The following is a 13,667-nucleotide window of genomic DNA, read 5'->3' as shown; positions in this document are numbered from 1 at the left end:
CGATTGCGGCGTGCGCACGCGTGCGTGGGGAGTCAGCGCGCGCCGGGCAGTTCGCCGATCACGTCGGCGCCTGCGGGCGGCTCGAAGCGGAAGCGGTCCTCGGCGAGCACCGGGTTGGCGCGCAGGCGGGTGAAGCGGATCACCGTGGTCTGGCCGAAGTGGTCGCGCATCTCCATACGCCGCAACTGGCCTTCAGCCAGCCCGATGCGCAGCGACTCGAAGCCGCTCTCGGTGCGCTTCGGACGCGCCTCGGCCCAGGCCAGACCGTCCCGCTCGCCGGCGTCGGCGAGCTCGAAATTGTCGTCGAGCGCGCCGCTGCCGAACAGGATCGCCGCCGGGGTGGCGCCGAGCGCCTCGCCGATCGCGCGTACGGTCACCTGGTTGAGGTCGGGATCCCAGGACCACAGGGTCTTGCCGTCGCCCACCAGCACCTGGCGATAAGGCCGGTCGTACTCCCAATGGAAGCGCCCCGGGCGGGCGTAGGCGAAGCTGCCCGAGGCCTCCTGAGGTCGGCGCCCGGACTGCGCGGTGACGACCTGCTCGAACTCGCCCTCCGCGCTGCGCGCGCCGGCGACGAAGTCGCGCAGCTGCTGCACGCCACCCGCCGCCGTGGCGCCCAGGGCCGCCAGCGCGAGCACGACGCCCGCCACGCCGCGCAGCAGCGCGGCCGGTCGCGTGTTGAACTGGATCATTCGCTCTCCTTGGCCGGCACGATCACTTCGCGGTTGCCATTGCTGCCCATCGGCGACACCAGGCCGGCGCGCTCCATCTGTTCGATCAGGCGCGCGGCGCGGTTGTAGCCAATGCGCAGGTGGCGCTGCACCAGCGAGATCGAGGGTCGGCGCGTCTTCACCACGATCTCCACGGCCTGGTCGTAGAGCGCGTCCGACTCGCCGTCATCGCCTTCCCCGCCACTGCCGAGCGCGGCGTCGACATCGTCCTCGGCCGAGGAAAGGATGCCCTCGATATAGTCGGGCGGACCGATCTTCTTGAGGTGGTCGACCACCTTGTGCACCTCGTCGTCGGCGACGAAGGCACCGTGCACGCGCACCGGCAGCCCGGTACCGGGCGCGAGGTAGAGCATGTCGCCCATGCCGAGCAGGGTCTCGGCGCCCATCTGGTCGAGGATGGTGCGCGAGTCGATCTTGCTGGAGACCTGGAAAGCGATACGCGTGGGTACGTTGGCCTTGATCAGGCCGGTGATCACGTCAACCGAAGGGCGCTGGGTGGCGAGGATGAGGTGGATGCCGGCGGCGCGCGCCTTCTGCGCTAGGCGGGCGATCAGCTCCTCGACCTTCTTGCCGACCACCATCATCATGTCGGCAAGCTCGTCGACCACCACCACGATGTAGGGCAAGGGCTCGAGCGGCTCCGGGTTCTCGGGGCTGATCGAGAATGGGTTGGTGAGCGGCTGCTCGGCCTTGCGCGCCTCCTGCACGGCCTTGTTGAAGCCGGCGAGGTTGCGCACGCCCACCGCCGCCATCAGCTTGTAGCGCTTGTCCATCTCCGCCACGCACCAGTTGAGCGCGTTGCCGGCGTGCTTCATGTCGGTGACGACGGGTGCGAGCAGGTGCGGGATGCCCTCGTAGATCGACAGCTCGAGCATCTTCGGGTCGACCATGATCAAGCGCACCCGATCGGGCTCACTCTTGTAGAGCAGCGACAGGATCATCGCGTTGATGCCGACCGATTTGCCCGAGCCCGTCGTACCCGCCACCAGCAGGTGTGGCATCTTGGCTAGGTCGGCCACCACCGGCTGGCCACCGATGTCCTTGCCGAGCACCACGGTAAGCGGCGAATGCGCGTCCTGGTACACCTTGGAACCGATGATCTCCGACAGGCGCACCATCTGCCGCTTCGGGTTGGGCAGCTCGAGCGCCATGCAGGACTTGCCCGGCACGGTCTCGACGACGCGGATCGACACCAGCGACAGCGCGCGCGCGAGGTCCTTGGCAAGGTTCACCACCTGGCTGCCCTTGACCCCGGTTGCCGGCTCGATCTCGTAGCGAGTGATCACCGGGCCGGGGTAAGCGGCGAGCACCTTGACCTCGACGCCGAAGTCGGCGAGCTTGGTCTCGATCAGGCGCGAGGTGAACTCGAGGGATTCGGGCGAAGGCGGCTCCACGCCACCGCTGGCCGGATCGAGCAGTGCCACCGGCGGGATCACGCCCTCGACCGCATCCTGGAACAGGGTCTGCTGGCGCTCCTTCTCCACCCGCTCGGACTTGGTCACGGCGACCACCGCCGGCTCGATGCGCAGCGGCGCGGGCTCGGCCTTCTCGACCTTCTTGCGCCGGGTCTGCACCACCTCCTCGCGCTTGTGCGCCACCTCGCGACCCACACGGCGGTCCTGCCAGCGCAGCCAGGCCTGCTGCACGCCGAGCACCGCCTGCTCGATGCCAAGACCGATGCGCTCCATCAGAGCCAGCCACGACACCCCGGTGAACAGCGACAGCCCCGTGGCCAGCAGCGCGAGCAGCAGCAGCGTGCCGCCGGTGAAGCCGAAGCTGCGCCGCACGAACTGGGCGAGTTCCATGCCGATCAAGCCGCCGGGCTCGAGCGGCAGCGCCGCACCGTGGGAGTGGAAACGCAGGAATTCGAGCGCGCTGCTGGTGATCAGCACCACGAAGAAGCCGATCATCACGAAGATGAAGGAGCGGTGGTCGAGCTCGAGCCTGTTCTTGAGGCGGCGGAAACCCCACAGCAGGCTGTAGCCGAGGAAGACCACCCACCACCACGAGGAAATGCCGAAGAGATAGAGCAGGAGGTCCGCCAGCCAAGCGCCGAAACGCCCGCCCGGATTGGCAACGCGGGTGACGTCGGAGGCGTGCGACCAGCCTGGGTCGGACTCGCTGTAGCCGACGAGGATCATGCCGACGTAGAGCGAGACCACGCCGAGGATCAGCCAGCGGGCCTCCTGCAGCAACAGCGAGATCTTTTCGGGCAGCGGCTGGGAACGGGAGGACGAACGAGACAGCATTGCGTTGCGGCCGCAGGGAGAGTGGAACAACCCCGGATTATACGGGATCGGTCCCCACCCCGCCGCCGCGCTTGCGGATGCTCACAAACGGCCGAGCGGCGAGCGCGCGTTCACACGTCGTTGAGGCGCTCACGCAACAGGATGCCGTCGGGCCCTTCCTCGATCAGACCCTGCTGGCCGAGGTCCTTCATCACCCGGCTCACCATCTCGCGCGAGGCGCCGATCATCTTGGCGATGTCCTGCTTGGAGATGCGCCGGACCACCACCGACTGGCCACCGACGTCCTCGGCCATCTCGATCAGCAGGCGCGCAACACGGCCGTAGACATCCATGAGCGCGAGGCTCTCGATCTTGCGATCGGCGTTGCGCAGGCGCTCGGCGAGGTTGCACATGATGCGCCAGGACACGTCGAAGCTGTCCTGCATGATGCGGCGGAAATCCTGCTTGGAGATCAGCACCAGATCGGCCGGCACCACGGCGATCACCGAGGCCGAGCGCGGCCGCTCGTCGAACATGCCCATCTCGCCGAAGAGCTCGCCCTGGCCGAGGATGGACAGGATTACCTCGCGGCCGTCCTCGTCGCTCACCACGACCTTGAGGCTGCCGGTGAGCACGAGATAGACGTAGTCGGGACGGTCGCCCGCGCACACCACGGACTGCCCGCGGGGGAAGCGACGCATCATCGACACGCGCGCGATGCTGGCCAACGACTCGTCGGACAGGCCATGGAACAGCGGGAAGGTCTTCAGGGCGACGACGGAAACGGCGGTGGCTTGGGTCATGCGCGCTCCAGGCACGAGGAGTGGAACAGTTGAAACATGCATTTTCAAGTTTATACGATCACCCCGGGCTTATTCTCGATTTCGTGACGGAGATCACACTTTCCGCATCCAGCGGGAATTCGATGCGTGTCGCTGCACCACAGACAGGAACGCGCGTCTCCCCATCGGAATCACGCGCGAGCGCCCGGACTCCGGCGACCACCTCCAACCCCCGCCGCCCCCTCCGCTATAATCGGCGCCTCGCAATCCACCCGCAGGAAGCCTCGTCCATGACCACCAAACACGCCCGTCTGCTGATCCTCGGCTCCGGCCCCGCCGGCTACACCGCCGCCGTCTATGCCGCGCGCGCCAACCTGAACCCGGTGCTGATCACCGGCCTCGCCCAGGGCGGCCAGCTCATGACCACGACCGAGGTCGACAACTGGCCGGCCGATGCAGACGGCGTGATGGGTCCGGACCTGATGGCGCGCTTCCAGAGGCACGCCGAGCGCTTCAACACCGAGATGATCTTCGACCACATCCACACCGTGAAGCTGGGCGAGAAGCCCTTCCGCCTGATCGGCGACAGCGGCGAATACACCTGCGATGCGCTGATCATCTCCACCGGCGCCACCGCCAAGTACCTCGGCCTGCCCTCGGAGGAAAAATTCGCCGGGCGCGGCGTGTCGGCGTGCGCCACCTGCGACGGCTTCTTCTACCGCAACCAGGACGTCGCGGTGATCGGCGGCGGCAACACCGCGGTCGAGGAGGCGCTCTACCTCGCCAACATCGCGAGAAAGGTCACCCTGGTGCACCGCCGCGAGAAGTTCCGCGCCGAGAAGATCATGATCGACAAGCTGATGGAGAAGGTCGCCGCCGGCAGGATCGAGCTCGCGCTCAATGCCACGCTCGACGAGGTGCTGGGCGACAACACCGGCGTGACGGGGATGCGCATCAAGGGCGTGAACAACGGCGCCACCCGGGAGGTGGCGCTGCAGGGCGTGTTCATCGCCATCGGCCACAAGCCCAACACCGACATTTTCGAAGGCCAGCTCGAGATGGAGGGCGGCTACATCGTCACCCAGGGCGGGCGCAACGGCAACGCGACGCAGACAAGCGTTCCCGGCGTGTTCGCTGCCGGCGACGTGCAGGACCACATCTACCGCCAGGCGGTGACTTCGGCCGGCACCGGCTGCATGGCCGCACTCGACGCCGAACGCTACCTCGACGCCCTCGGCGTCTGAGCAGGCCGATGAGCCGCCGCGCTCCCGCGCCGGGTCCGGCCGGCACCCCAGGACGCGACGCGCAGGGCGCGGTGCCGAAGCCCGCCTCGCCCTTCGCAGCCCTGCGCAAGCAGCTGCAGCAGCGCGCGCTCCCGGCACCCGTGTCGTCGCCCGCCCCGGCGAAGCGTATCCGCCACCCGCTTGAGGAAGACTCCTCCAGCGCCGGTGCCGATCGTGCACAGGAGCCCGACGCGGAGGCGCTCGAGCTCTTCCGGCGCAGCGTCGGCGCGGTGCGCCCGGTGCGCGGCACGGACCGCGTCGAGATCCACCGCCCCCGCCCTGCCCCGCGGCCGCGCACGCAAGCCGTGGAGGACGAGGAAACCGAGGAGCCCGTCCGTGCGCGACCCGAGACCGACCCGCTACGCGCGGCCTACGAGGGCGTGATGCCGCTGAGGGATACCGGCCGAGTGGCGCTCGACACACCGCTGCGTCACCACGCCCGCCATGCAGGCGGTACGCATCCCGCGCCGGCGCTGCGACCCGACGCGATCGTGCTGCCCGCGGACGCCGACGTCAGCGATCCGGCAGCGCTCTTTCTTGCGGTAGTGGGCAATGCCCGCCCGGTCACCGACCGCAACCGCGTGGAGCTGGAGCGCCCGCAGCCGGCACCTGCGCCGCTCAAGCGCGAGGAGGACGAGCGCGCGGCGCTCGGCGAATCGCTCGCCGCACCGCTCACCTTCGAGGATCGCCTGGACATGGGCGACGAGGCGGCCTTCCTGCGGACCGGGCTGCCGCGCCGGGTGCTGACCGATCTGCGCCGCGGGCGCTGGGTGCTGCAGGGCCAGATCGACCTCCACGGCCTCACCCGCGACGAGGCGCGCGCCGCGCTGGCGAACTTCCTGCACGACGCGCTTGCCCAGGGCAAGCGCTGCATCCGGGTGATCCACGGCAAGGGCCACGGCTCGCCCGGGAAGGTGTCGATCCTGAAACAGCTGTCGCGCGGCTGGCTGGCGCAGCGCGAGGAGATCCTCGCCTTTTGCCAGGCCGGCCCCCACGATGGCGGCGGCGGCGCCCTGCTGGTGCTGCTGCGCGCGCAGAACGCCGCGCCGCGCGCCCGAATGCCGTTACCCGCCTGAGTCCCGCCGCCCGAATATCAGATCGCCGCTTCGTTGGTCTCGCCAGTGCGGATGCGGATGACCTGCTCCACCGGCGTGATGAAGATCTTGCCGTCGCCGATCTTGCCCGTGTGCGCGGCCTTCACGATCGCCTCCACCGCCTGGTCGACGATGTCATCGGCAAGCACGACCTCGACCTTGATCTTGGGCAGGAAGTCGACCACGTATTCAGCACCGCGATAGAGCTCGGTGTGGCCCTTCTGGCGGCCGAAACCCTTAACCTCGGTCACCGTCAGGCCCGTGATCCCCACCTCGGACAGGCCCTCGCGCACCTCGTCCAGCTTGAACGGCTTGATGATCGCCTCGATCTTCTTCATCCGGCTTGCTCCTCTTTCAGAATTCGTCCTGGTAGCGGGATGTTATCGGATAACGCCAATCCCTGCCGAAACCGCGCTGGGTCACACGGATGCCCACCGGGGCCTGGCGGCGCTTGTACTCGTTGCGCTTGAGCATACCCACCACGCGCCGCACCTCGCCCTCGGGGAAGCCCGCGGCGACGATGTCGCGCGGCGACTCGTCGCGCTCCATGTAGGCCTGGATGATGGCGTCAAGCATGTCGTAGGGCGGCAGGCTGTCCTGGTCCTTCTGGTCGGGCTTGAGCTCGGCCGAGGGCGGTCGGTCGATGATGTTCTGCGGGATCACCGGGCTCACCGTGTTGCGCCAGTTCGACAGGCGGAAGACAAAGGTCTTGTAGAGGTCCTTGAGCACGGCGAAGCCGCCGGCCATGTCGCCGTACAGCGTGGCGTAGCCGGTGGCCATCTCGCTCTTGTTGCCGGTGGTGAGCACGATCGCGCCGGTCTTGTTCGACAGCGCCATCAGCAGCATGCCGCGGATGCGCGCCTGCAGGTTCTCCTCGGTGGTGTCGGCGGGCAGGCCGGCAAACTGGTCGGCAAGCAGCTCGGCAAAGACCTTCATCGCCGGCTCGATCGCGATCTCGTCATAGCGCACGCCCAGGCGCGCCACCATGTCGCGCGAGTCGTCGAGGCTCATTTGAGCGGTGTAGGGCGAAGGCATCATCACCGCACGCACCTTGTCGGCGCCGAGCGCATCGACCGCGATCGCCAGGGTCAGCGCCGAGTCGATCCCGCCCGACAGGCCGATGATCGCGCCCGGGAAACGGTTCTTGGCGAGATAGTCGCGCACCCCGATGCGCAGCGCCTCGTACACCTCGGCCTCGAGCGTCCGCGCAGGAACGTGCTCACCGCCCGACCAACCGCCCGAGGCGTAGTCGACGATCGCGACGCGCTCGACGAAGCTGCCGAGTTGCAGCCCGACCGCGCCGCCGGCGTCGAGCGCGAAGGAGGCGCCGTCGAAGACCAACTCGTCCTGGCCGCCCACCATGTTGCAGTACAGCACGGGCAGGCCGGTCTCGGCCACGCGCGCGCGCAGCACCTCCAGGCGCTGAGCCTGCTTGTTCATGTGGTAGGGCGAAGCGTTGAGCGCCAGCAGAACCTGCGCCCCGGCCGCCCGCGCGGCCTCCGCGGGACCGCGCTCCCAGACGTCGGCACAGATGTTCACCCCGAAGCGCACGCCAGCGCACTCGAACACGCAAGCCGTGCCGCCGGCCTCGAAGTAGCGCTCCTCGTCGAAGACCTCGTAGTTGGGCAGCAGGCTCTTGTGATAGCGCGTCAGCACCGCGCCGTCGCGCAACACCGAGGCCGCATTGTAGCGCTCGCCGCCGTCCTCCACCGGGTGGCCAAGCACCACCGTGACCCCCCGCGCAGCAGCGGCGATGCGTTCGACCTCACGCGCGCAGGCGCGATAGAAATCCGGTCGCAGCAGCAAGTCCTCGGGCGGATACCCGGACAGCGCAAGCTCGGGCGTGAGCAGCAGTTGCGCGCCGGCCGCGCGTGCGTCGTCGAGCGCGGCGATGATGTGGTCGGCGTTGCCGACCAGATCGCCCACGGTCAGGTTGAGCTGGGCGACAGCGATGGAAACGGGGGCTTGGGCATGTGCGTTCATGGAGCGGAACTATACCGCTTCGGCGAAGCTCCACGACAGGCTCTGCGTGCGCCGGACCGCGCGCCTGAGCACGCTCTCGCGCCCAAGCGCGCTCCGCTACGCGATGGTTTGCCCCGACTCGAACCGTGCGGCCGTCTCGCGAGCGAAGCGCGACCGTGGATGCCCGCGTACAAACCCACAGCCCGGGTGCGCAAGCCTGTGGACAAGGCGTGGATAGCGCTTGCAAGTCGCTGTCGCGGCAACGTATCGTCGCACTGCACAAAAAACAGGCAGCCGTGCCCCCTGCCCCAGCCACCATGAGCCAGCCCGACGGATTCCACTTCATCCCCCGCATCGCCCGTATCGACGCACGCCAGTGGGATGCCCTGGTCGACGCGAGCTGCGCAAGCGCCGCTCCCTGTATCCGCCACGCCTTCCTGCACGCCCTCGAAGAGAGCGGCTGCGTGGGCGGGCGCAGCGGCTGGACGCCCGCGCACGCCACCCTGTGGCGCGGCGGCACGTTGGGCGCGGCCATGCCGCTCTATGTGAAGACGCATTCCCGGGGCGAGTACGTCTTCGACTGGGCCTGGGCCGAGGCCTACCAGCGCCACGGCCTCGACTACTACCCGAAGTGGCTCGCGGCCGTGCCCTTCACGCCCATCCCCGGGCCACGCCTGCTCGGCCACGACGACGGCGCACGCCGGGAACTGCTCGCCGCCCTGCTCGCGAAGGCGCTGGAGAGCGGGCTGTCGTCGCTGCACCTGCTTTTCCCGCTCGATCGCGAGCGCCCGCTGCTCGAGGCCGCCGGGCTAATGATCCGCGAGGACGTGCAGTTCCATTGGAGAAATCCACCCGCCTCCGCCGAGACCGAGCCGACGCCCGCGGAATCCAGCGCGCCTATCTCCGTCCGGCAGCGGCGCTGGGCCGACTTCGAGCATTTCCTCGCCAGCCTCTCCGGCGCCAAGCGCAAGAAGATCCGCCAGGAACGCCGCCGCGCAGCCGCACACGGTCTGGATCTGCAGTGGCTGGACGGGCATGAAGCGCGGGACGAGGACTGGGCGTTCTTCGCGCACTGTTACGCCAACACCTACGCGCAGCACCGCTCCACGCCCTATCTCGCAGCAGATTTTTTTGTGCGGCTCGCGCACAGCATGCCCGAGGCCGTCCGTCTGCTGGTGGCTCGCCGCGACACCCAGCCGATCGCCGCCGCCTTCTTCCTGTGCGATCGCGAGGCGCTGTACGGGCGTTACTGGGGCTGCGTCGAGGACCTGCCCTTCCTGCACTTCGAGCTGTGCTACTACCAGGCCATCGAATACTGCATCGAGCATGGTCTGACCCGCTTCGAGGGCGGCGCACAGGGGGAACACAAGCTCGCCCGCGGTCTGCTCCCGGTGCGTACCTTCTCCGCGCACTGGCTCGCGGATCCGCGCTTTCGCGGCGCGGTCGACGATTGGCTGGCAAGGGAGCGTGCGGGCGTGGGGCACTATCTCGACGAACTGGCGGAGCACAGCCCATTCCTTCGCGAGAAGGGACCCGGCGGCATCGAGACCGGCGCAGCAGGAGCCGCGGAGCCCCAGCGGGGTTCGCGCCGGCAGTGAAGAGAGAAGCGCGACCCGGCGGCGAAGCGCGCTAGCGTCCCCGCAGACGCGCCTGGATATGCGGCAACGCAAGGTAATAAGCGGTGATGGTCTTCGCGTCGGTGATGCGTCCGATCCGGATGGCCTGCTCCACCTCGTCCGCACGCAGGCTCAGCACTTCGAGAAACTCGCCGTCATCGAGCGCCCCCCCCACCTGCGAGAGCTCGTGGGCGAAGAAGACTTCGATGCGCTCGTCCGAGTAGCCGATACACGGGTGCATCACCCCGACATATTCCCAATTCGCAGCGGCGAAGCCGGTTTCCTCGCGCAGTTCGCGCTGCGCGCAGGCCAGGATGTCCTCGCCGGCGTCGATTTTCCCGGCAGGCAACTCGAGGAAGGCGCGTTGCAGCGGATAGCGGAACTGCCGCTCGAACACCAGCGCCCCGCTCTCCTCCAGCGCGACCACGACCACAGCGCCGGGATGGCGGATGTACTCGCGCACGCTGCGGCTGCCGTCCGGCAATTCGACGCGGTCTCGCCACACCTTGAGCAGTGCACCGTCGAAAACCGACTCGCTATCGAGGGTGTACTCATGTAGCGCGTCCCGCTCGAGCCCGCTCACGCACCTACCTCGGATGTCCGGCGCGCCGAACGCCACAGGTAGGCCCAAGTGAAGCCCGGAAAGGCAAACACCACAAAGAGACAGAAGGTGGTCGCGTAGAACGCCCAGCCCTGCCCATACACCCGACCGTGGGACTGCGCCTCGATCGATGCTGCGAGCCCACCCACCACGAAATACAGCACGAGCAGTTCGGCAAACCGCCAGCCGAGCCCCTTGCGAACCCCGGCTGGCGGCTTGCGGATGAGGAAGATGCGGTCGAAGACGAAGGGCAGGTTGGCCATCGTGAAGGCGATGGCCAACAGCAGGAAGACGCTGGCGTCCGCACCCACCGCTGGATCAGAGCGAACGCAGCAGCGCGAACGCGCACAAGGACATCAGCGCCTGCGGGGCGAGGCCGAGGGCCGCGATCGCAAGACCGTTGGCCGAGAGCATCACACGCACTTCGGGCGCAGCATGAATCGGCGAGGAGTCGACCGGCTCGTCGAAATACATCACCTTGACCACGCGCAGGTAGTAGAAGGCACCGATCACCGACATCACCACCGCCAGCACCGCCAGCCAGAAGTACCCGGCCGCGACCACCGCCTGCAGCACCGACAACTTGGCGAAGAAGCCGATGAAGAAGGGCACACCCGCCATCGAGAACATCACGAAGAGCATCATCAGCGCGTACCACGAACTGCGCTTGTTGAGCCCCTTGAAATCGTCGATGTTCTCGGCCTCGAAACCTGCACGCGACAGCAGAATCAGCATGCCGAACGAAGCCAGGCTCATGATCACGTAAGAGATCGCGTAGAACATCGCCGAACTGTAGGCGTTGAGCGCAAAGTGACGGTCGCCCTCGACCACGCCCGCGAGCAGGCCGAGCAGCATGAAGCCCATGTGCGAGATACCCGAGTAGGCGAGCATGCGTTTGATGTTCTGCTGCGCGATCGCGGCCAGATTGCCGAGCACGATCGAGGCTGCGGCCACCAGCATCAGCATCATCTGCCATTCCTCGGCGATGTCGAACAGCGCCCAGATCAGCAGGCGCACCGCCATCGCGAACGCGGCGAGCTTGGGCGCCGTGGCGATCACCAGCGTCACTGCGGTGGGCGCGCCCTGATAGACGTCGGGCACCCACATGTGGAAGGGCACAACGCCGAGTTTGAAGCAGATACCCGCGACCAGGAACACGACGCCGAACATCAGCACGGTCTGGTTGGCGGTCTGGTTGTAGAGCGCCTGCGCCACACCCGAGAACTCGAGCGTACCGGTCGCGCCATACACCATCGACATGCCGTACAGCAGCAGGCCCGAAGCCAGCGCGCCGAGTACGAAGTACTTCATCGCCGCCTCGGTCGAGCGCGCCGAGTCGCGATCGAACGCCACCATCGTATACAGCGCTAGCGACATCATCTCGAGGCCGATGTACATCGGCAGCATGTGGTTGGCCGTGACCATCACCATCATGCCGAGCGTCATCAGCAGCGCGAGCAGGTAGTACTCGGGCTTGTCGATCTTCCGGTCGGCGAGGTAGCCACGCCCGTACAGCAGCGCGATCGCGGTGGAGAAATAGATCATCAGCTTCAGCACGTCACCCAGCAGATCGCTGATGAACAGATTGCTGAAGGTATGGACCACCTCCCCCTCCATCGTGAAGATCGTGATGAAGGCCGCGGCGATCAGGGTCGCCTGAGTAAGCAGATAAGCCAAGTTGCGAGCGACGCTGCGCGCGAAGGTACTCGCCAGCATGATCACCAAGGCCATCACGGCCACGAAGATCTCGGCCGCTGCGGGGTAGAAGTCGGGGACGACGAAATTCATCTTCTGACCAGTCCGTAAAGTGTCTCGTGCGCTCGCGCCGGGCAGCGCTCAGAGCTTGCTCACGGCAACATGCCGCAGGAGTTCATTGACCGAGGCGTGCATCACTTCGGTGAAGGGGAAGGGATACAGGCCCATCGCCAGCACGCACGCCGCCAGCACCGCAAGGAAGGCGAACTCGCGGCCGTTGATGTCCTCGAGCTCGGCGACATGGGGGTTGGCCACCTTGCCGAACACCACCCGCTTGTACATCCAGAGCGAATACGCAGCGCCGAGGATCAGCGTGGTGGCGGCGACGAAGCCGATCCAGAAGTTGTACTGCACGGCCCCAAGCACCACCATGAACTCGCCGACGAAACCGGAGGTGGCCGGCAGGCCAGAGTTGGCCATCGTGAAGAGCATGAAGAAGGCCGCAAACTTCGGCATGGTGTGCACCACGCCACCGTAGTCGGCGATCTGGCGCGAGTGCAGGCGGTCATAGAGCACGCCGATGCACAGGAACATCGCGCCCGAAACGAAGCCGTGAGAGATCATCTGCACCAGAGCGCCCTCGACGCCGAGGCTGTTGAACATGAAGAAGCCCAGGGTCACGAAGCCCATGTGGGAGATCGACGAGTAGGCCACGAGCTTCTTCATGTCGGCCTGTACCAGCGCGACGAAGCCGATATACACAACCGCGATCAGCGACAGGGTGATCACCAGCGGCGCGAGCTCGTTCGCCGCGTCGGGCACGATCGGCAGGGAGAACCGCAGGAAGCCATAAGCGCCGAGCTTCAGGGCGATCGCGGCAAGTACAACCGATCCGCCGGTGGGTGCCTCGACGTGGGCATCGGGCAGCCAAGTATGCACCGGCCACATCGGCACCTTGACGCCAAAAGCGATCAGGAAGGCGAGGAAGATGAGGATCTGCGGCTCGATCGGCAGGGGCAACTGGTGCCAGTCGAGGATGCTGAAGCTACCGCCCGACTGCATGAACAGGTAGAGCAGCGCGATCAGCATCAGCAGGGAACCGAACAGCGTGTAGAGGAAGAACTTGATCGCCGCGTACACCCGGTTGGCGCCACCCCAGATGCCGATGATCAGGTAGAGCGGGATCAGCGAGGCTTCGAAGAACACGTAGAACAGCACCGCGTCGAGCGCCGAGAAGATGCCGTTCATCAGGCCCGACATGATCAGGAACGCGGCCATGTACTGCGCGACCTTGGTCTGGATCACCTGCCAGCCCGCCGCCACCACGATGATGGTGATGAAGGCGTTGAGCAGCACGAACAGCACCGAGATGCCATCGACGCCGAGGTGGTAGTTGATGTTGAAGCGCGGCACCCAGGACTGCAGTTCCACGAACTGCATCGCGCTGGTTCCGACGTCGAAGCCCGTGTAGAGCGGAATCGTCACGACGAAGCCAGCCACGGCGACCGCCAAGGCGAGCATGCGCGCCAGCGGAGCGTTGCGATCCGAGCCGGTCGCGAGCACCAGCAGGCCACCGATAATCGGTACCCAGATCGCCAGACTGAGGAGAGGAATGTCCGTCATCGTTGCTTTCCGTTCAGTGCGCCGCGAGCGGCGCGTTCGATCTTGTTATGTG

At 67.0% G+C, this 13,667-nt stretch carries 12 protein-coding genes; 3 read left to right on the top strand and 9 right to left on the bottom strand.

Features of this window, described 5'->3' with window-relative positions; all coding sequences use genetic code 11:
- Positions 1-32: 32 nt before the first annotated feature.
- From lolA to PO78_RS16630, 3 genes are all read right to left on the bottom strand, one after another.
- Positions 33-692 (bottom strand): outer membrane lipoprotein chaperone LolA, encoded by a 660-nt coding sequence (gene lolA / locus PO78_RS16640; RefSeq protein ID WP_043745308.1) that lies wholly within the window; start codon positions 690-692, stop codon positions 33-35.
- Positions 689-2,980, bottom strand: coding sequence for a DNA translocase FtsK (locus PO78_RS16635; RefSeq protein ID WP_043745306.1), 2,292 nt, complete (start codon positions 2,978-2,980; stop codon positions 689-691). The genes lolA and PO78_RS16635 overlap by 4 nt, the downstream gene beginning before the upstream one ends.
- Positions 2,981-3,090: 110 nt before the next feature.
- Positions 3,091-3,762 (bottom strand): Crp/Fnr family transcriptional regulator, encoded by a 672-nt coding sequence (locus PO78_RS16630; RefSeq protein ID WP_004304457.1) that lies wholly within the window; start codon positions 3,760-3,762, stop codon positions 3,091-3,093.
- Positions 3,763-4,031: 269 nt separating this feature from the next.
- On the opposite strand from PO78_RS16630, the gene trxB reads away from it, so the two are divergent.
- Positions 4,032-4,985: a thioredoxin-disulfide reductase gene (gene trxB, locus PO78_RS16625; RefSeq protein ID WP_004304459.1), complete on the top strand. Its 954-nt coding sequence runs from the start codon at positions 4,032-4,034 to the stop codon at positions 4,983-4,985.
- Between the two features lie 8 nt (positions 4,986-4,993).
- A complete protein-coding gene (locus tag PO78_RS16620; RefSeq protein ID WP_004304461.1) occupies positions 4,994-6,100 on the top strand; it encodes a Smr/MutS family protein in 1,107 nt (368 codons plus the stop codon).
- A 17-nt stretch (positions 6,101-6,117) separates the two neighbouring features.
- Here PO78_RS16620 and PO78_RS16615 read toward each other — a convergent pair whose 3' ends face one another.
- Both PO78_RS16615 and PO78_RS16610 read right to left on the bottom strand, forming a co-directional pair.
- Complete coding sequence (locus PO78_RS16615) at positions 6,118-6,456, bottom strand: P-II family nitrogen regulator (RefSeq protein ID WP_004304463.1); 339 nt, start codon at positions 6,454-6,456, stop codon at positions 6,118-6,120.
- Positions 6,457-6,472: 16 nt separating this feature from the next.
- Complete coding sequence (locus PO78_RS16610) at positions 6,473-8,101, bottom strand: NAD+ synthase (RefSeq protein WP_004304465.1); 1,629 nt, start codon at positions 8,099-8,101, stop codon at positions 6,473-6,475.
- Between the two features lie 296 nt (positions 8,102-8,397).
- On the opposite strand from PO78_RS16610, the gene PO78_RS16605 reads away from it, so the two are divergent.
- Complete coding sequence (locus PO78_RS16605) at positions 8,398-9,678, top strand: GNAT family N-acetyltransferase (RefSeq protein WP_043745303.1); 1,281 nt, start codon at positions 8,398-8,400, stop codon at positions 9,676-9,678.
- 31 nt (positions 9,679-9,709) lie between these two features.
- Here the strand turns inward: PO78_RS16605 and PO78_RS16600 are convergent, their stop codons facing one another.
- Genes PO78_RS16600 through PO78_RS16585 form a run of 4 tightly spaced genes read right to left on the bottom strand, consistent with a single transcriptional unit; the run spans position 9,710 to position 13,615 of the window.
- Positions 9,710-10,279 (bottom strand): NUDIX domain-containing protein, encoded by a 570-nt coding sequence (locus PO78_RS16600; RefSeq protein WP_004304469.1) that lies wholly within the window; start codon positions 10,277-10,279, stop codon positions 9,710-9,712.
- Entirely contained in the window at positions 10,276-10,608 is a 333-nt protein-coding gene (locus PO78_RS16595) for a DUF2818 family protein (protein ID WP_012585175.1), read from the bottom strand. Before PO78_RS16595 ends, PO78_RS16600 begins: the two co-directional genes overlap by 4 nt.
- Positions 10,609-10,615: 7 nt before the next feature.
- Positions 10,616-12,085 carry an NADH-quinone oxidoreductase subunit NuoN gene (gene nuoN, locus PO78_RS16590; RefSeq protein ID WP_004304473.1) on the bottom strand — a complete coding sequence of 490 codons (1,470 nt, stop codon included), beginning with the start codon at positions 12,083-12,085 and terminating at the stop codon, positions 10,616-10,618.
- A 48-nt stretch (positions 12,086-12,133) separates the two neighbouring features.
- Complete coding sequence (locus PO78_RS16585) at positions 12,134-13,615, bottom strand: NADH-quinone oxidoreductase subunit M (protein ID WP_012585173.1); 1,482 nt, start codon at positions 13,613-13,615, stop codon at positions 12,134-12,136.
- Between the last annotated feature and the right edge of the window lie 52 nt (positions 13,616-13,667).

It is taken from the genome of Thauera sp. SWB20 (assembly GCF_000831325.1).
Lineage (GTDB): Bacteria > Pseudomonadota > Gammaproteobacteria > Burkholderiales > Rhodocyclaceae > Thauera > Thauera aminoaromatica.
The sequence above is the reverse complement of the archived record's forward strand: the minus strand, read 5'-3'. Positions and strand labels throughout refer to the sequence as shown.